The organism is Cyclobacterium amurskyense (assembly GCF_001050135.1).
Taxonomy (GTDB): domain Bacteria; phylum Bacteroidota; class Bacteroidia; order Cytophagales; family Cyclobacteriaceae; genus Cyclobacterium; species Cyclobacterium amurskyense.
Genome location: NZ_CP012040.1, coordinates 2,341,588 through 2,361,170, shown reverse-complemented (window position 1 = coordinate 2,361,170; position 19,583 = coordinate 2,341,588). Strand labels below are relative to the sequence as shown.

General features: G+C 38.0%; 18 protein-coding genes. 9 read left to right on the top strand and 9 right to left on the bottom strand.

The genetic code is table 11. The features are described 5' to 3' along the window. Positions 1-49: 49 nt before the first annotated feature. From CA2015_RS09750 to CA2015_RS09705, 9 genes are all read right to left on the bottom strand, one after another. Positions 50-832 (bottom strand): ThuA domain-containing protein, encoded by a 783-nt coding sequence (locus CA2015_RS09750; RefSeq protein WP_048641733.1) that lies wholly within the window; start codon positions 830-832, stop codon positions 50-52. Continuing rightward, the gene (locus tag CA2015_RS09745; RefSeq protein ID WP_048641732.1) at positions 829-1,185 is read right to left on the bottom strand and encodes a hypothetical protein; all 357 of its coding nucleotides are present in this window, start codon (positions 1,183-1,185) and stop codon (positions 829-831) included. The genes CA2015_RS09750 and CA2015_RS09745 overlap by 4 nt, the downstream gene beginning before the upstream one ends. A gap of 590 nt (positions 1,186-1,775) precedes the next feature. Continuing rightward, entirely contained in the window at positions 1,776-2,402 is a 627-nt protein-coding gene (locus tag CA2015_RS09740; RefSeq protein WP_157470406.1) for a hypothetical protein, read from the bottom strand. Between the two features lie 81 nt (positions 2,403-2,483). After that, positions 2,484-3,344 (bottom strand): hypothetical protein, encoded by an 861-nt coding sequence (locus CA2015_RS09735; RefSeq protein ID WP_048641730.1) that lies wholly within the window; start codon positions 3,342-3,344, stop codon positions 2,484-2,486. Continuing rightward, on the bottom strand, positions 3,319-4,290 hold the full coding sequence (locus tag CA2015_RS09730) for a type IV toxin-antitoxin system AbiEi family antitoxin (protein WP_048641729.1): 972 nt from the start codon (positions 4,288-4,290) through the stop codon (positions 3,319-3,321). Before CA2015_RS09730 ends, CA2015_RS09735 begins: the two co-directional genes overlap by 26 nt. Before the next feature lie 676 nt (positions 4,291-4,966). Then, entirely contained in the window at positions 4,967-5,248 is a 282-nt protein-coding gene (locus CA2015_RS09720) for a hypothetical protein (RefSeq protein WP_048641727.1), read from the bottom strand. Positions 5,249-5,282: 34 nt separating this feature from the next. Continuing rightward, the gene (locus CA2015_RS09715) at positions 5,283-5,474 is read right to left on the bottom strand and encodes a hypothetical protein (RefSeq protein ID WP_048641726.1); all 192 of its coding nucleotides are present in this window, start codon (positions 5,472-5,474) and stop codon (positions 5,283-5,285) included. Between the two features lie 81 nt (positions 5,475-5,555). Beyond that, the gene (locus CA2015_RS09710) at positions 5,556-6,452 is read right to left on the bottom strand and encodes an MFS transporter (RefSeq protein ID WP_048644459.1); all 897 of its coding nucleotides are present in this window, start codon (positions 6,450-6,452) and stop codon (positions 5,556-5,558) included. Positions 6,453-6,760: 308 nt separating this feature from the next. Next, positions 6,761-8,314, bottom strand: coding sequence for a M20/M25/M40 family metallo-hydrolase (locus CA2015_RS09705; RefSeq protein ID WP_048641725.1), 1,554 nt, complete (start codon positions 8,312-8,314; stop codon positions 6,761-6,763). 528 nt (positions 8,315-8,842) lie between these two features. On the opposite strand from CA2015_RS09705, the gene creD reads away from it, so the two are divergent. The 9 genes from creD to CA2015_RS09660 all read left to right on the top strand — a co-directional run bounded on the left by creD (position 8,843) and on the right by CA2015_RS09660 (position 19,550). Continuing rightward, entirely contained in the window at positions 8,843-10,165 is a 1,323-nt protein-coding gene (gene creD, locus CA2015_RS09700) for a cell envelope integrity protein CreD (RefSeq protein WP_048641724.1), read from the top strand. 599 nt (positions 10,166-10,764) lie between these two features. After that, positions 10,765-11,097 (top strand): ArsR/SmtB family transcription factor, encoded by a 333-nt coding sequence (locus tag CA2015_RS09695; protein WP_048641723.1) that lies wholly within the window; start codon positions 10,765-10,767, stop codon positions 11,095-11,097. 70 nt (positions 11,098-11,167) lie between these two features. Next, complete coding sequence (locus CA2015_RS09690; protein ID WP_048644458.1) at positions 11,168-11,800, top strand: arsenate-mycothiol transferase ArsC; 633 nt, start codon at positions 11,168-11,170, stop codon at positions 11,798-11,800. Position 11,801: 1 nt separating this feature from the next. Then, positions 11,802-12,851 carry an ACR3 family arsenite efflux transporter gene (arsB, locus tag CA2015_RS09685; protein WP_048641722.1) on the top strand — a complete coding sequence of 350 codons (1,050 nt, stop codon included), beginning with the start codon at positions 11,802-11,804 and terminating at the stop codon, positions 12,849-12,851. Positions 12,852-13,046: 195 nt separating this feature from the next. Then, positions 13,047-14,087 (top strand): quinone-dependent dihydroorotate dehydrogenase, encoded by a 1,041-nt coding sequence (locus CA2015_RS09680; RefSeq protein WP_048641721.1) that lies wholly within the window; start codon positions 13,047-13,049, stop codon positions 14,085-14,087. A gap of 64 nt (positions 14,088-14,151) precedes the next feature. Continuing rightward, positions 14,152-16,632, top strand: a complete 2,481-nt coding sequence (locus CA2015_RS09675) for an FtsK/SpoIIIE family DNA translocase (RefSeq protein ID WP_048641720.1) — start codon at positions 14,152-14,154, stop codon at positions 16,630-16,632. Between the two features lie 18 nt (positions 16,633-16,650). Then, positions 16,651-17,307: a LolA family protein gene (locus CA2015_RS09670; protein ID WP_048641719.1), complete on the top strand. Its 657-nt coding sequence runs from the start codon at positions 16,651-16,653 to the stop codon at positions 17,305-17,307. 47 nt (positions 17,308-17,354) lie between these two features. Next, a complete protein-coding gene (gene pyrF, locus CA2015_RS09665; protein WP_048641718.1) occupies positions 17,355-18,173 on the top strand; it encodes an orotidine-5'-phosphate decarboxylase in 819 nt (272 codons plus the stop codon). A 72-nt stretch (positions 18,174-18,245) separates the two neighbouring features. Then, complete coding sequence (locus CA2015_RS09660) at positions 18,246-19,550, top strand: DUF2851 family protein (RefSeq protein ID WP_048641717.1); 1,305 nt, start codon at positions 18,246-18,248, stop codon at positions 19,548-19,550. The last annotated feature ends 33 nt before the right edge of the window (positions 19,551-19,583 follow it).

Below are 19,583 nucleotides of genomic sequence, written 5' to 3'. Positions count from 1 at the left end.
TGTACCCTGAGCCTGTCGATGGGCACAAATCAATCGGAACGGATAAACTTTAACTCGGATCCCATTCCAGCGTATTCAATATAACCTGCAGGAAATTCGGGTTTTGATAATCTAATTCCTCATGGCCTGCCTGATAATAAAACACCATCCCTTTGCCTTTTGGACAATACCAGCCTGAAGTGGGTTGAACTCTTGATCCATCTTCCGTCCTAAAACCATAGAGAATTGTTCTTTGGTCATCGGTAAAACGTTGGTTCAAAAACAACTCCGTATTGACGAGTTGGAAAGCACTATATTCACCCTCGTAAATGGTTTCGTATTCAGATTTAAATGGGGTAATTTTTTCATATTCGATCCCATTACTAGTGATAAAATGGCCGGGATTCAAATTCACCATTGAATAGGTCAAATTAGCCAATACCTTCCATGGGTATTCCTGGTGATCCCTTGGGTACAATTGTATACCTAAAAAGTCAAGCCATTCGGGATTTTTCATTTTGGAAGAGGAAATTCCATGGTGCAGGACAACCAATGAACCTCCGTTTATGGTATAATCAATCAATACCTGTGTCGTTCTGGGTGCATGGGTTACATGAACATACATAAAAACAAAGTCAAAACCGGATAAATCGGATTCAAGCTCTTCTTCATTTGCTTTGCTAACGATGTACCCATTTTCCTTCAAGCCATTTGCAAGGACGTCCATTTCAGGCCAGGTGTCAGACACTATTAAAACCTTGTTCTTTTGTGCAAAAACTGAAATTGAAATAGGTATCAGTACGATTAGTACCAACAAAAATTTAAAGGGTGGTGTAGGTAATTTTTGGCTCATAATTTATTATCTAAGAAATTGAACCTATTGAGAATCCAAAGTGGCAAGGATTGTAACTTAAATGTTACAATTACAGACCTCTTTAGGTTCGAAGGTTCTCCATATTTAAATTTGATTTTATGTTTCTCTTCAATTTTACTTAGCAATGATTCCTTAGCCCTTATTTCACCCTCAGTCCAATTAGACCAAGCAAATTCTATTTTTCTCAGTCCTTTTCTTAGGCACCAATAATCAGCATCTATCCCAGCATCATATCCCCAATATTTAGCTGTTACTATCCATCCTTCTTTTCGGAGAACTCTAATTATTTCAGCCCAAATTTTGGTCTCAATGTCAATGGCTACTTTTTTCATTTTATCTAAATGGTAGATAACATCCGGATATGCTTTTTATTTTCTAGGGATTTACGCAAATACAATCTATTCCCCAAGACTCTTACAAGCATTCATCGAATGCAAACGAATGCAATCCTTTGCGATATATTCACCAATATTGTCTAAATCGAGAATGGCCGAACCAGTCCTAACTAACTTAACCATCGATTCAGTTTTTGTTTGGCTTCCACTTTAGAACGAATTCGCCCATTTGAGCTATCGTCCAACTCCTTTTCTACTTTCTGTATGAAAATCAAATGATCCACCGTTGATCAAACGTTAGATTTTCAGGAAGTTGATCTAAAGAATTCAATAGCTGCGTCTTAGTTATCATGAAAACAAACTTTATCTAAGTTAATAATTCTCCATTAGACTTCATAAATTAAAAGTTCCACTATGCTAGACTTCTGTGAATTCTTACTACTGATGATACTAAGCGAAGTACATAGACTTCGCGTCGTTTTTATTTTTCGACAACCTATTTAATTGAATACCTATCTTATACTTACTCAATGAATTTCTTAGCACAAGTATTATAATTTAGCAATTGTTTTCGGAAGCATTCATGTTTACCCTTTCATTATGAACCAGTTATACAACTTTCTACTTTGCTCTGCTCTAAATGAAAATGAAATCATTAAAAATAATATCCCCAACATCAATAAAATAATTCCAATGGAAACTTGGTTCGAAGTAAAGTTAACAATAGATAACCCTAAAGTTGGAATAACCAATATTCTGAAAAATTTAGAAGCAGCTAATATTAGTTTAACATCATTATAACCCTTTTGATCACTCTCTTCAAGTAGTTTTATTGTATCTCCATAAATTGAAACATTTTCACTTTTATATATTGGATTTCTTTCTGCCCACTTTTCTCTTGCCTGTTTAATATGTCTATTCAAATCGGATTCTTTATTTCTCTTTTGCGGGGAAAGTAAATCATAAATCCAATCCAATAAAAACCCTGATGCTTTCCATAAAGTAATGGCCAATATCAAAATTATTATCATAATTAACACTGTTTGGGCGCTTTCATTTAGCTCTTCTGCACGAATTATTATCAAGACTTCCTCTTTAAAATGGTTAACAAAAAAGTATATTGGAATTAGTGCTATTGGAATTCCAGGAAACATATCGAGCTTCATTCCAAAAATAGAAAGAATGCTTTTTAATTTTTCAAGTATTTCAATCATTATTTCCTTTTTTGATGGTGAGGCTGCTACATACTGATAGCTAACCACTTAATGCCATTAAAGATAATAATAATGAGTAAATTACCTGCGCCGCTTCTTCAAGTCGTTTCCTTTTGTAATTCCTTTTTGAAATGCCTTCAGTAAACTAAATGTATATTCTACATCATCTTCAGATTGCCGTGACCATTCCTTGGCAATAGCTGAAAGGTGTACTTCAGTAAGATTTTCAGCTACTACTTTCTGAATACGGTCATTAAATGGTTTCGATTTTTTCAGGTATTTCCTTGCCTCTCTACCTAGTACCTCTGCCGCAATTATTTTCTCATCGAAATCATCGGTAATCATCGTGTCGTAATGTTCTTCGGTAATTTTATCGAATCCTATATCATAGAAATGCGTTATTATTTTTAGGATATCTCCTAAATCATTATCTCTTTCTTCTGGCCTATCACTCCATGCAATTAATTTTAAAAGTATCATACCAGCTAAAGGGGGGACGCTAACCCATCTATTTTCTATTTGTATAGGAGATGGTGATTCCAGCACTTCTTGAAAACCTAGGATGTGCAAATCTGAATACCGTTTATTAAAATCCTCTGTGTCATTTTCTTGTATTTGACCAAATGGTAGTAAATCTATAACTACATTATCCTTTTCAAAATAATAAGTCCATGGTTCTTTCGCTTTACGAAAGCCTTTTATTTTTAAAGCTTCTCCAATCGCCTCGTATTCTTTCATTGAAGAGAGCATAATGGCAAAATCTATATCTTTTGTTCCTCGGCTTGGTTTAATATTGTCTTTAAGTAATTCTAAGGCAATCGCACTTGCACCAATAAGATAATATGGGACTCCAAATTTTTTCATTACTTCATCAATGAGATGAAAGACCTCGGAAAAATGGGGTATCGCTAACTCTTTATAAGATTGGTTTGATTTGCTCATTAAATATCATTTCTGCAGTTTCCTTATTTCGTTTACCTCCTCCAATTAAAAGTTCAGCATAAACAATTACTGAAGGAGCTATTTGGGTATTCAGGTTTTGATTCCAGAACATTTCTACGACTTCTAGATCACCTTCCTTTTTAGGTTTAAGTTTATAGTTCCTTATTAGGTTAGCTTGATCTTCATTCGTATAAAGAATAAATTTCTCAGGTCGCAGGTAATTGGTAATCAAGTCGGCTGCTGGCTCCCCTCCCCAAGCAGCAATCCTTTCATTTAATTGAATATCTTTCCAATCTATCCTCATTTGGTAAGTCTTTTTCTTTAACCCTGGCTTGAGGATAGTTTCATAATCTTCGACCCAGCGAAATAACAGTTCTTTTCTTTTTTGCCAAGTATATTCTTTTTTATTTAGTGGTAGAAGATATCCAGTTGCTTTCAGCCCATCTAAGACTTGCGGGATATTACCTAAACCTACACCTGTATATTCTGCGATTTCTCGTTGGGTTTTATTCACGAGCTCTGGCTTAAGTAAAAAATGAAAGAGTACTTTTAAACCCGTTTTTGTAAATGCTCTATTTCCTTTTTCTTTTGTGTGGTTAATCGGTTTGTGGGTATCTACTAATAAGAATAATTCCCTTTTTTCTATATAAACATTCCCATTTGCCTCTATATAAGGCATTTTTCGTTCACGCAAGGCAATTTTTACTTTGCTAGGAATCCGTTCTGCCACTAAAAGGACGTCTGAATCTGTTCCTTTATACGCTTCTAGCTGAGCTACAATGTATTGCCGTACTTCTTTTTTTACTTCAATAAAAAAGAGATATTGCTGTTGGTTATAATTCAGTTCAAGTTCACCATCGAATTGTCCTTTTGGTGTATAGTGAAATTGCAAAGGAATTTCTTTTTGTACATTCTCTAAGGCAATATTTAATATTTCTCTCTCCATATGTTCACAAATATAACATGTTCACGTTACGTGAACAAGAAATAAACGTGAACATAATTAAATTGCTCCTATGTTTATGACTCGTCCAGTCCTTAAAAGCTTATGCCACTTTGCCGGCATTTGATTGTATTCCTTGTTTTATTTACCAATAATAGGCCCCTCTAATTTTAAAGTATATGGACCTCGCTACTACCTAAAATAATCCCCCCATTACCTACTCCTCTCTTTGGGCCAATGGAGATCCACCAAAAAAAAAGATATCCAAACCAACGTCCAAATAAAAACAGTTACATTTTCAATCTCCCAGTGCTAAAAATCATAAGGGTAAATTCCTCCCCTTTAGTAACCTTAATAACCAGCACCAATTTCATCAAACCGCACCCCGAAAACATGGCTCAGTCTAAGAAGTTTTCCCTTATACGGCTTGCTCATTTGAGCAAATAAAGCTTCAGCGAAACTCTCACGGGTTTAATTCCTAATCGAATAGGAGATTGTTTAGGTAGGATTTTCGCCTACTGGATTACCAAAGCTTCGTGGCACAAAAACGATAAATGCAGCAGATGTCCTGGTCCAGTTTGCACTTTATCTTCCGTTGATCAATGATTGCCGTTGGGGTAACTAGTATTCTAATATTGTGCAAACAGGGGTTTATGCTGCAAGGTGTTATGTGCTGAGTTCACATTGCTTCAAAAGATTTGATCATACCTAGAAAGTTATCTTTATATTTAGGATACTTCTCGGTAGAAGAAAAGCTTGTTAGCATAAATATCTTATCACCTTTGGGTATCAGGTATATCAAGTTAGTTACAAAAATTCCGCGATCTTTATACTTACACTCAAACCATTTACCTTTCAATCCATTAATCGTTTCTTCCCCTTCACTCAATTTTTCATAACTACTTAGTTCTTCAAGACCACCATAAGTAACAAATGTCTGATAATATTCATCGAGAGACATGCCCTGTGAGTCATTTATGTTTATGCCTAATGTTTCAGCCTGTTTGTCGTTTGGGCCCTTCAGGTGGGGCAAAAAGAGACAAGGCGCTGTACTTCTTTTCTATGACTTTCCAGTTCGGATAGTAATTGATTGCAAACCCGTCTTCCTTATTAATGTATTCTTTCTCTTGGGCAAAAGATACTATTGAAAAGAAAAGAGTCATTTGAACTAACAATAGCTTCTTCATATTTTGTGTTTTTTTGCTTTGCACATACGCTAATATATAAAGCGTAGTGTCCCAAAGGGCGCTATGATTTCATATATATTGTTACCCTCCGTGTTTATTTTTTAAATCTTTTTTCAAATTGCTGAATACATACTCATGTTCCTGTTCAATCCCGATTTTTTCTAACGGTCTCCAATAGAACCTCGGGTTTAATTCCGAAGTATATGTCGTTATCCTCGTCATCTTTGTTCCTCCGTTATCCAACTCGTCAAAAAGGTAAATTGCTTCTTTGAAACCAAGCCATTTTCTACCCGTCAACTGGTAGCCAATAACGTCCATTTTCAAAATTTTGCCTTTTTCAAGTTCGGTAATCTTTTCGACTATCTGTCCACCTTCAAAATAGCAAGTCCTCAGTCCGCCAACCTTCTCTTCCTCAAGAATACATTTTTGTGGAATTGGTAAGTCAAGTTTCATCAAGAAAGGTTTTTCAGCATCAAGTGTATCAACTGACTTTATTGTCTCATAAACATCAAGGGGTGAATATGGCAGAATTATTTCTGACTTAACTTCAATAACAAATTGCTCGTGTTTAGTTAACTCTGTCTCAATGAAGCTAAATGTTAAGAAGAGGCAGAACGGAAGAACTGAACTCTTAATCAAATTGTCCTGTTTATCTGAATTCCTGTATTTTTTAATCATGGATTTCACAAATGCCCCAAGTGCAATTGCTATTATAATTAAAGGCATTGCCATTAAAACACATACCATTCCTTCAAGTCCTCCTGCCAGAAGTAGAATAAAGAAAATGGCAAGGGAAATAATCAGTCCCCACAAGCTGATTGTCTTAGTTGTTGATTTCCCTAAAATATATCCGAGTGCAAATGGCAAGAACACAAAGAATGAAAGTCCATATCCAATTTGTTCGTAGTGAAGCAATGCGAAGCCTAAAGACAAAAATGTCAGACTAATTATTATTGATATGACGAACTCTTTTTTCATATGGTGGGTAAACTGTATATAGCTATGTTTAACCTCGGAGTAGCGAATATCCAGGCTATCTCCCCAAACCCTAATTCCCAACGACCAAATTAAGAATTTAGGACAAGGATTCAAGCACCACCCATTCAATTAATTTTGCAAAACGAGTATAAAACTCCCTTTACCTATAGAACCAAGGCAGTTATAAAACAGAAAAATTGTTTATTTTAAAAAATAAAGGTAATACCTTTCCTATTGCCCTAAGAGTTCTACCAACCACCCAGGAAATCCCGGGTGTTTTAAGCATTTCCAACCCCTAAAACCAACCCCTACTCCTCTCTCGGCATCATTTCCTCTCTTTCTGCAATTTGGTAAACAAGAGCAGCAATCACCGTAGCGTTGATCATTACATCTCGTTCGGGCACATATTCCAAAGCATCCAGATTGGTATGATGGGTTACGGTGAAATAGTTTAGCATGTCCTGAATGATCTGGAATCCAGGGATTTTGTAATAATCGAAAACATCGTGATCTGTATAATTGGTGTTTTGGATGCTGAGGTTATCCACGTCGAGATGCTTGTAGGGAGTCAGCATTTCTTCAAAAATAGGCCGTACGCCTTCATTTCCCTGCAAGTAGATGCCTCGCATTTTACCCGCTCCATTGTCCATATTCAAATAGGCGGAAATTTTTTCTACTTCCTTTTTTCTGCTTGTTTCGCCTACTTTGCCATAGTGGTCCTCAGCATAGGCCAAGGAACCTAAAAAGCCTTGTTCCTCCCCTCCCCAAAGGGCAATTCTTATCGTTCGCTTAGGTTTTAATCCTGTGGCTTTGATGATCCGCATTACTTCCATCATCACTCCTGTGCCTGCACCGTTGTCTGTGGCCCCAGAGGCCGGATGCCAGGTGTCAAAATGGGCGCCTATCATCACCACCTCATCCTTTAATACGGGATCTGAACCAGTAATCTCTCCGATGATGTTCACATTGTTTTTCGGCTTTAAATAAAGTTCTGAGTCCAGGTGAAATTTGATTTTTGGTTGAATGGATCTGTCTACCAAACGTTTTAATTTCCCGAAACTTTCCGGGGAAATCGCAAAATAGGGAACGGATTTGATATGACTTTCTCTAAAACTGTAGGTGCCACTTGGGTGAACAATTCCTGGCGATAAAGGGGTAGTTCCTAAAATGCTAAGCGCTCCTTCTTCTTTCAAAAAGGCATAAAAAGCATCGTTCTTCCGCATTCCTTTTTCGAAAACAACATCCTTATTGGCCACCAAGTCCACATTTCCGGAAGTTGGCCCAAGGGGGCTTGGGGAAGCAGGTAGGATATCTTTTTTCGCACCTTCTATTTCTTCTTTGGTAAATCGAGTTGAGAGCGGATCAAATAACATGTTTTGCTTGGGAACGGAACCTATCAAAACAGTCTTGCCTTCCAGTTTGCCTGCCCATTGTTTTTTCACGGCTTCTATGTCGCCATAATTTTCTATCCAAACCATGTCCCCTATTTGCACCCCATTTGAACTTTCGGTCCAGGCATATGGATAGGCATGTATTTTCATATAAGCCGGTTCAATCATTTCCACATTAAATGATTTCACTTCCCAACCCATGCAGTCATCGCAGTAATTCTCAAAGTACACCTTGTCCACGCCCCAGTTTTCAAGGGTTTTCTTCGCCCATTGGGCTGCAGTAAGGTATTGATCTGTTCCGGTCAACCTAGGCCCATAAACATCAGACAAATCTCCAATGAGTTGCATAACCTGCGATCGCTGAAAGCCTTCTGTGTTGATTTTGGAAAGCGCCTGGGACTTTGTCTGGCTAAATGCTGAACATCCAAAAAAAAGAAATGCTGCAATAAAAAGAGTAAAAAAGGCTTTCATAAAGTATGCTATAAATATGCGTAGTTAAAATCGAATGAAATTAAGAAAGATTTATGAAAGCACAAGGCTACAATTATTGATAATGAGAAATATAACTAAGTTGGATAATTTTAGGTATAAAAATTGAATTTGTTAGAGCAAGCCCCCTATTATTAGAAGAAAAAACCCCATTTCAAAGGATTGGGAATTCTTATGGAACCTCTCCACCTAATTGAAAACTTAAAACTGGAACTTAATTTTACATTCGTTCTGAGGAGTTTCCGGGATATATTCCGCCCCTACTGGGCTAGAATTAAGTTAAGGATATAGTTAATTCTATAGAGTGGAAGCCTGAAAGACTGATATCTCAAAGCGATGGGTGCAGCCCATCGGAACTTGAATTAATTATTCCATAAGTCCTGACATGGCGAAATATTTTCTTTCTCGATTTCGGGATTAACCAAAATTAACTTGGTAAGGCACACTCTTTGATAATCTGAAAAAACACCTTTTATTTCTTTGTATAAGCAACTGTAAGCCCCCCTTCGCATGAAAAACCTGAAAACCAATATCTACTTTAAAGTAACTACAATCACCTTCATTGGTTTGTTATTACTCATTCCAACTTTTATGATTGAAAATTTAATTAGTGAAAGGGAGTGGACACAAAACGATGCTATCAGGGAAGTAAGCGCCAAATGGGGTGAGGAACAGACCATTTCAGGACCATTTATTTCAATTCCCTATCATCGATATGTAAAGCAATTCTCACAGAAAGACTCCATAGAGAAGATTGTTCAGCTAAAGGAATACCTCCATGTATTGCCCACACAGCTTACCATTTCAGGCCAAATTAACCCGGAAAAGCGCCATAGGGGCATCTACGAAATAGTCGTCTACAATTCAAAACTTGATATTTCAGGAACTTTCAATCAATTTGACCTTAAGGCCCTGGACATTCAACCTGAAAATATTTTATTTGACAAAGCCGAATTTGTGGTTGGTATAAATGACCTGAGAGGAATTGAAAAGCAAGTAAATTTAAACTGGGACAAAGAAAAGCTTTCTTTCAATCCCGGTGTACCCTCCAATGATATCACTGGCAGCGGCATCAATGCCTCATTAGCAATCGACCCAAATGCGGATAAAATCTACAATTTCGATTTCAGTCTGGACCTAAAAGGAAGCCAAAAACTTTACTTCACACCCGTAGGCAAAGTAACGGACATTGACCTCTCCTCAGAATGGCCCAACCCAAGTTTCAATGGGGCTTTTTTACCAGACAACAGAGAAGTAAGCGAAGAAGGGTTCAATGCCAATTGGAATGTGTTGCACTTGAACAGAAACTATCCGCAAATTTGGGCAAGCAGTCGCCATTCAATTGAGCACTCGGCTTTTGGGATAGACCTACTCCTACCTGTTGACAATTATCAAAAGTCCTATAGATCCATTCGGTATGCCATATTGTTTATCGGTTTTACCTTCCTGGTGTTTTTCTTTATTGAAGTGCTTAATAAGATTTTCATCCACCCTATTCAATACATTCTGGTTGGGGTTTCTCTGATCGTTTTTTACACCCTATTACTGGCCATCTCCGAGCACTTAAAATTCAACTTGGCATTTATTATTTCTGCCGTTGCTACACTTTCTCTCATTGCTGGTTATGTCAAAGCGATTTTGAAATCAACAAAATTAACGATGCTGATTTCAGGGGTTTTGGCTGTGCTGTATTCCTTTATTTTTGTTATCATACAACTTCAGGATTACGCCCTACTTATAGGTAGTATTGGTGTATTTATAATTCTAGGTATAGTAATGTATTTCTCTCGTAAAATTGACTGGTACAATTTAAACCTGGAGGCAGAAGAATAGTATACCACCCTTTTAAGGCTTGGTTATGAATGATTGATGCTTACACAGGGCTTCACCCTGTGCTTTGATATTTTGCCCTTTCAGGGCTTAAATTGTTCTTCGATTTCGGCTTGTGTATTTCTTATTTATTGAGCCCTGAAAGGCTGACATCTAATAGTGATGGGTGCAGCCCATCGTTAAATGGTTTATAATTTCCCAAGCCCTGAAAGGGTGGCATATTTTCTCCATTGAACCCGGATTATGTAATAGAATTTCTCCGTCCTGACAATAGTCAGGGGTGAAGCCTGTCCCGTGTTTACGGGAAGTGTTGCAATCGCAAGAAAATCGTGTTTGGAAATTTTAGCATAGCACCGCTATGGTGAAATTGAAAACAGCAACGAAGTGGCTGATTTTGAAGCGATTTCAGCACTTAATAGATTGTCTATTGCATATTTCGGGTTGAACAAACGTGTAGGGAATAAGTTGTTGACACGGTTTCCATTTGACCTTTGTCAATGGGTTTGAACTAATATTTCACTGGAAAGAACAGCCAAAAGCGTATAGACAATTTTGATGATTTAATTATTTATCGTAATATTGCAATTAAATAGCAGGGAAAAATGGGACTAGCAAAAACAGAGAAATTTACCGACAAACAAAACCAAATCGCTTTGTTTGCAAAGGCTTTCGGGCATCCCGCTAGAGTTTCCATATTACAATATTTGTTCAAAATAGATTCTTGTGTTTGTGGAGATATTGTGAATGAAATCGGACTGGCTCAACCTACCATATCACAACACCTCAAGGAACTAAAACACTTGGGTTTAATTAAAGGTAATGTAGAAGGCACTAGCGTTTGCTATTGTATCAATACGGAGAAATGGGCCGCCATGAAATCGCTTATGTCTGAATTTCTAGACCAGGACATTTCAAATAAACCAAATTGCTGCTAAAAAAATTTTATTTGATTAATCGTATTATAGCAATAAATAGATGAAAATTCCTAATCCAACCAAATTACCAATGCAAGCAACTCAGTCTACATTGTTTCCGGAATTAATAAATACCATCCAAAACTTAAATCCTGAAGAAATCACGGATGAACGCAAATCCGTTTTAAAACCCTTAATTGACTTCATTCAGGTCAAAGTTGACAATCAAAAGGAAATTAGACTTAATTTCATATGTACCCACAATTCGAGGAGAAGCCACTTGTCCCAGATTTGGGCACAAACGATGGCTTATTATTTTGGGGTAAAGAATGTCTTTTGCTACTCTGCAGGAACAGAAGCCACAGCGCTTTTTCCAATGGTTGCCGCAACACTGCAAAATTCAGGGTTCCATATTAAAGCTATCTCAGGAGATAACAACCCAATTTACAGCATAAAATATTCTCAAAATCAGCATCCCATCATAGGGTTTTCCAAAAGCTTAGACGACGAATTCAATCCCAAATCTGATTTGGCTGCCATCATGACTTGCTCACAGGCAGATGAAGCTTGCCCCAATATCTCAGGGGCAGAAAAACGGATTCCGATAACTTTTGAAGATCCAAAAGCATTTGACAACACACCTGAGCAAGCGGAAAAATACCAAGAAAGAAGCCTACAGATTGCAACTGAATGCTACTACATTTTCTCTCAAATCAAATTATAAGATGGCAGCTAAAAAATTAGGATTTTTAGACAGAAACTTAACCCTTTGGATTTTTGTGGCCATGGCATTTGGGGTTGCACTTGGCAATTTTTTTCCAAACTTTCCTCAAATCATCAATGCCTTCAATAGTGGAACAACCAATATTCCCATTGCCATAGGGTTAATTTTAATGATGTATCCCCCCTTGGCAAAGGTCAATTATTCTCTTTTACCCAAGGTTTTCAGAAACACAAAAATCCTATCCATATCCCTTGTCTTGAATTGGATTATTGGCCCGGTCTTGATGTTTTTATTGGCCATCACTTTTTTAAGGGATTACCCTGAATACATGGTTGGACTAATCCTTATTGGATTGGCCAGGTGCATTGCCATGGTACTGGTTTGGAATGACCTTGCAGAAGGAAGTGCTGAATATGGGGCCGGTTTGGTGGCCTTAAACAGTATTTTTCAGGTTTTTGCTTACAGCTTTTACGCCTGGATTTTTATAACCGTACTTCCTCCCTATTTTGGTTTTGAAGGTGCCATAGTGGATATTTCGATTGCAACCATAGCTGAAAGCGTTGCCATATATTTGGGCATCCCATTTCTGATGGGGATTTTAAGCAGATTCATTTTAGTTAAACTTAAAGGTGAGGAATGGTACAATAATGTATTTATTCCAAAGATCTCTCCCATGACTTTGATCGCCTTATTGTTTACAATCGTGGTAATGTTTTCCTTAAAGGGCGAATTGATTGTAGAAATTCCGATGGACGTTTTGCTCATTTCAATCCCTTTGCTACTGTATTTCACCTTGATGTTTATCATTGGCTTTTTCTTTACAAAAGCAATGGGCGCAAAGTATGACCAAACGGCAGCTGTTGCATTTACGGCGGCTGGCAATAATTTTGAATTGGCGATAGCTGTTTCCATCGCTGTTTTTGGGTTGAATTCCGGACAAGCCTTTGCAGGTGTAATCGGGCCATTGGTAGAAGTACCAGCATTAATTCTATTGGTTAGGGTCTCCTTTTGGCTTAAGAAAAAGTATTTCGGAAATCCTTCAAAAATCTAAATCCCATTCCAAGCTGGTCTGGATTTTATAACACTGCTGAGGATAAACCTAAATCTTCCTAAGCTAAACCAATAAGGAACAATAGGTTTGTCCTTTTTCACTTCATCTAAATTATAATCTATCACATTGCTTGAACAATACCCGACGATTGTCAAAGAATTGCGTTATTTTTGTGGCTGAGAAAAATCCAACGTCGTGTACAAACAAATTATAAAGCCCCTTCTTTTTCTGAAAAATCCGGAATCTGCGCATCATTTCACCTTTTCCTGGATCAAGACCCTGTTCAACTTGCCTCTGCTTAAACAAGCAATAAAGGCGAATTTCGCATTTGAACACAAAGAGCTGGAAAGAGAAGTATTTGGCTTAAAATTTAAAAACCCAATTGGATTGGCCGCTGGATTTGACAAAGATGCCAAGCTTATTGATGAAATGTCACTACTGGGATTTGGTTTCATTGAAATAGGAACCTTAACCCCAAAACCTCAGGATGGAAATCCAAAACCAAGAATGTTCCGCCTTCCAAAGGACGAAGCATTGATCAACAGAATGGGCTTCAACAATGGTGGCGTGGCCGCTGCTGTGGAAAGACTAAAAAATAAAAATTCTGATGTTTTAGTTGGAGGAAATATTGGTAAAAATAAAGTTACGCCCAATGAAGATGCCATATCGGACTACCTTTTCTGTTTGCATGCCATGCATCCTCATGTAGATTATTTTGTGGTAAATGTTAGTTCACCCAATACTCCCAATTTGAGGGAATTACAAGAGAAGGAGCCATTAAAGAAATTATTGGCGGTAGTAAATGAGGCCAACCTTACCTATGACAAGCCCAAACCTATATTATTGAAAATAGCTCCGGATCTAACAGATGGGCAGCTTGACGATATCATTTCAATAGTCCAAGAAACAAAGATCGCTGGAGTAATTGCTACCAATACGACCATAGACAGAGACCTATTGGCTACGCCTGCAGATCAAGTAAAAGCGATAGGTGCCGGAGGAATCAGTGGCAAGGTCTTGAACGACAGAAGTAATGAAGTTATCCGTTACCTTACCAAAAACTCAGGCAATGCTTTTCCAGTCATAGGTGTTGGAGGAATTTTTACCGTAGCAGATGCGAAAGCAAAATTAGCAGCTGGGGCTAGTCTGGTTCAGGTCTATACTGGTATGATTTATGAGGGGCCCAGCTTAATTAAACGCTTGAAAAAAGGCCTGATAAATAATTCCGTGGACTAACAGAACTTTTTTATTAACATAGCAAGCATTAAATTACATCCCTACAGCGGAGAAAGGAAGCACCATGGCTGCAAATACATACAAAAAAAATACATTTAAGAAGAAGGAAACACCTGGAAAACCAGCCCCTAAAAGTAAAAGAAAATTTAACTTTGCTTTATTTAACGATAAGCGCTGGAGTTTATCTTTTGGTATCATCTTTATGATGCTTTCCATTTTTATGTTTTTGGCTTTCCTAAGCTACTTATTTGTTGGTCAAGCTGATCAAAGCCTGGTAAACGCTTCAGGAATGCCGCTTCGCACCAAAGCGGGTGAAACCCAAAACTTACTCGGCTACACCGGGTCAGTCATGAGTTATTTCATGATTTACCGTTGGTTTGGGATCGCAGCATTGTTCTTTCCGCCATTTTTATTCTTTCTGGGATACAAATTATCCTTCAAGGACTCCTTGGTTTCCCTTACCCGTTACGCAGGTTTCTCGCTTTTCTTTTTGGTTTGGCTTGGTTTGTTGATGGGCTATTTGGTGCACCTGATTGATGGCTTTAACTACCTGGCTTTCCTTAGCGGAGGCTTTGGCTATGAACTTGCCAAGCTATCCGATGCCTTTCTGGGTTGGGGGACATTTATCCTGATCTTTGGCAGCCTATTGATATTTGTGATCGTGTTTTTTAATGTTGATCAAATCAATTGGTTTACCTCAGAGAAAGAAACTTCCCAATCAACCGATGAGGCCCCCATTGAAAATGAATTTAATTCGGAAAGCATAGAAGAAGATTCCTTTGATAGTCAGCCATTGGAGGATGAACCTGAGGAATTGCATGAAGAGGAAGAAGAACCGGACACCAACAGTTGGAAAGTGTCCGATACTGACAAAACAGCCCAAACCAACAAAAAGGACAAGGCTATAGCTCCCGCATTTAAGGTAGAAGATACAACAAAAAAGGATATCCCCAGCTCTGAAGATCCATTGTCGGGAAAAAACTTTGTGGTCAATAACAAAGAAAATGAGGAAAAAACCGCAGACATGGTGGAAAACCTCGACCCATACGACCCTACGCTAGATCTTCCTAGTTATCAGTTCCCCACCTTGAATTTGCTCAACGAATATGACCAACAAAAGGTCACTGTGACAAGACAGGAATTAGAGGAGAATAAAAACAAGATTGTTGAAACGCTTATAAACTTTAAAATAGGTATCCAGGAAATTAAAGCTACCATTGGCCCCACAGTAACACTTTATGAAATAATCCCTGAGCCCGGGGTGAAAATAAGCAAGATTAAAAACTTGGAAGATGATATCGCCCTTAGCCTGGCTGCATTAGGAATTCGTATTATTGCTCCGATCCCAGGAAAAGGAACGATAGGAATAGAAGTACCGAACAAGAACAGGGAATTGGTAGCTGCCCGCTCCGTTTTGGGCACTGAAAAATTCATGAAGAGTGACAAAGAGCTTCCTGTGGCTTTGGGTAAAACCATTTCCAATGAGGTTTTCGTTGTAGACTTGGCCAAAATGCCTCACCTACTTATGGCGGGAGCCACGGGTCAGGGTAAATCGGTAGGGTTAAACATGATCCTTGCCTCTCTTATTTACAAAAAGCATCCTTCTCAGCTTAAACTTATTTTAGTAGATCCTAAAAAAGTAGAGCTAACCTTATTTAATAAAATCGAAAGGCATTTCCTCGCAAAACTCCCCAATGCTGAGGAAGCCATAATTACAGATACGAAAAAGGTAATTTATACTTTAAATTCTCTTTGTATTGAAATGGACAACCGCTATGATCTTTTGAAAGATGCTGGTTGTAGGAATTTGAAGGAATACAATACGAAATTCGTTGCCAGAAAGCTTAACCCTGACAAAGGGCATAAATTTATGCCTTATATCGTATTGGTCATCGATGAGTTGGCAGACCTGATGATGACTGCCGGTAAAGAGATCGAAGGACCGATTGCCAGGCTTGCACAATTGGCCAGGGCCATAGGAATACACCTTGTTCTAGCTACCCAAAGACCTTCAGTAAATGTCATCACAGGTATAATTAAAGCCAATTTCCCTGCAAGACTGTCCTTTAGAGTTACCAGTAAAATCGATAGCCGTACCATTCTGGACGCAGGTGGCGCAGAACAATTGATAGGCATGGGTGACATGTTACTTTCCATGGGTTCTGACGTGATCCGCTTGCAGTGTGCCTTTTTAGACACTCCTGAAGTAGAGGCTGTATGCGATTGGATAGGTGATCAGAGAGGCTATACAGACGCTTATTTATTGCCTGAATTTGTGGGAGAAGACGGTGAATCTGGTGTGGGAGAAGTTGACTTATCTGAGCGAGATGCTTTATTCGATGATGCCGCCAGATTGATCGTGATGCATCAGCAGGGAAGCACCTCATTAATCCAAAGGAAATTAAAGCTTGGTTACAATCGTGCTGGAAGGATAATTGACCAATTGGAGGCTGCAGGAATAGTTGGTTCTTTTGAAGGTAGTAAGGCCAGAGAGGTATTGATACAGGACGAAAATACTTTGGAACAATTATTGAACAGTCTCTAATATATATTGATTTATAAAATGTTAAGTAAAAAAATTATCACCATAATTCTTCTTTTCACCAGCTTTTCAAATGTTTTACTTGCTCAAAGTGATGCCTCTGCGGTGAAAATACTATCTAAGGTAAGTGAAAACTATAAAAAATTAAATGGTTTCACAGGTCTTTTTGAATACAGTTACTCCACAGAAGATGAAGGACTTATTCAGACCAATACTGGAAATGTAACAGTAAAGGGTGAGAAGTACAGACTCACATTAAATGACCAGGAAATATTTAACGATGGCAAAACCGTTTGGACACTGATCAAGTCAAGCAAATACAAGGAGGTCACAATTAACAATGTAGAAGATGATGCTGATGAACTTACCCCGTCCAATGTTTATAACATTTACAAAAAAGGGTACATTTCCAAACTCATAGGTAGTAGCGAAATTAATGGAGTACCAGCTCATGAGATTCTATTAACTGCTGAAAAGGAAAATGCGCGGTTCAAAAAAATCAAACTATACATCGATAAAGCAAAAAATGAAATATTGGCCTGGGAAATCAAAGATGATGTAGGCGGTACTTTCAAATATACCTTCAAGGAATTGAATCCAAATGTGAAAATCGTTGACGATTATTTTGTATTTAAAGCAAGTGAAAATCAGGATGTAGAGGTTATTGATTTGAGGTAATGTTAAAGTTTTCAAATAAACCTTTCATTTTTTTATAATTTTACCACATGACTTCCCAAGAAATATTTGCCCAAATAGAGAAAAAATCCTCCTTTTTATGTATAGGTCTTGATCCTGATCCACGGCGTATACCCAAACATTTATTGAAAGAAGAGGATCCTGTCTTTACTTTCAACAAGGCCATTATTGATAACACCATTGATCAGGCTGTAGCATACAAACCAAATCTGGCCTTTTATGAAGCCATGGGGCCTTCAGGCTTGGAGACATTAGCCAAAACACTGGAATACCTTCCTAAAGAAGTGTTTACCATTGCAGATGCGAAAAGGGGAGACATAGGAAATACCTCAAGATTATACGCCAAAGCTTTCTTTGAGCAAATGAATTTTGACGCCATCACTGTGGCCCCTTATATGGGTGAAGACAGTGTAGGCCCCTTTTTAGAATTTGATGGGAAATGGGTGATTCTACTTGCATTGACCTCTAATCAAGGGAGCCAGGATTTTCAATTGATAGAAAACAATGCGCATCAACCACTATTTGCTTCAGTGCTGGAAAAGAGCCAAAAATGGGGAACAAGCGAGAACATGATGTATGTGGTAGGAGCCACCAGAGGGGAGTCTATCGCCGAAGTAAGAAAACTTGTACCTGATCATTTTTTGCTGGTTCCAGGAGTTGGTGCTCAAGGTGGAAGTCTCGAAGAAGTGGCCAAATATGGTATGAATAAGCAATGTGGTCTTTTGGTCAATTCCTCTCGAGGTATTATTTATGCTTCTTCTGAAAAGGACTTTGGTGAAGCAGCAAAAAGAGAAGCGTTGGCATTACAGGAATCAATGTCCAAACTACTAGACACTTACTGTAATTAGAATATCCAACCTATTTATTTCGTATTCTTTTTAATTTTAGGTAATTTCATGAGGCAATCATGAAATTGGCTTATGTTTCGTTTTCAGGAAGATTTTCTTCAACTTATATGGAAGTACCAGTATTTCGATAAAAAGGCACTGGAAACAGAAGATGGACTGCCCCTACTTATTCATAAAATCGGCTTCCACAACCATCATGAAGGACCTGATTTTAAAGAGGCAGAAATATCCCTAGCTGGTATTAAACATTTTGGCCATATTGAAATTCACCTTCGTACATCGGATTGGAAAAACCACCAACACCAGACTGATGCTGCCTACAATGCCGTAGTACTGCATGTGGTATGGCAGCATGATGAAGAAGCGAAAAGAAAAGACGGAACCACTATTCCAACCTTAGTTTTAGATGGAAAGGTACCTCTGGACGTAATTAGAAATTACCAAAAACTTCAAAGCTCTCCTAATAAACTTCTCTGTACCGACAGCCTTTCCACAATTCCCTCCATACTGAAATTTTCCATGCTGGAAAAAGCACTTGTGGAACGACTTCAACAAAAAAGTGATATGGTTTTGTTTCTGTTGAAAGAAAATGGAAACGACTGGGAAGAAACAGCCTATCAATGGTTATTTTTTTCTTTTGGCTTTAAGACCAACAGCAAGCCAATGCTAAAATTAGCACAGAGCCTTCCTTACAAGATCATTAAAAAAAATGCAGGGAATTTAATGCAGATTGAAGCGATGATTTTTGGACAAGCGGGAATGTTCACCAATACCTTGGATTTAAATCCTGGATATGAAAAAAACCTTAAATACGAATTTGCTTATCTTGAAAAAAAGTACAGCCTAAAAAACAAACTCTTTCCTTCAGAGTGGAAGTTTATGAAAGTCCGACCAAGCAATTTCCCCTCTTTCAGACTTGCCCAACTATCGGCTTTGCTCAATCGTAGTCCCCATCTTTTTGATTCCGTACTCCATGAATTGGATAGTAACCAATCCTTTGGGCGAATGTTTGACCTTTCTGTAAGTGAATACTGGAAAAAGCATTACCATTTTGGCAAGCCAAACCTGCGAGCAACAAAAGGTAAACTAACTGAAGGAATAATGAATCTACTGGCAATAAACTTTATAGTACCCCTTTGGTACGCATATGGAAGATATACCGATCTCTCTATATGGCAAGAAAAGTGCTTTAACCTACTGCAAGAAATTCCCGCAGAAAAAAACAGCCTGATAAGTATATTCCAAGAAGTGGATTGGTCAGCAGCCAATGCTTACGATAGTCAGGGTATGCTGGGACTGTACCACCAATATTGTAAAAAGCGGATGTGTTTGCAATGCAAAATTGGCCAGAATCTACTCAGACCTAATTTAAAATGATCTTTTGCATAGATTGGTAATTTCCGTTAATTT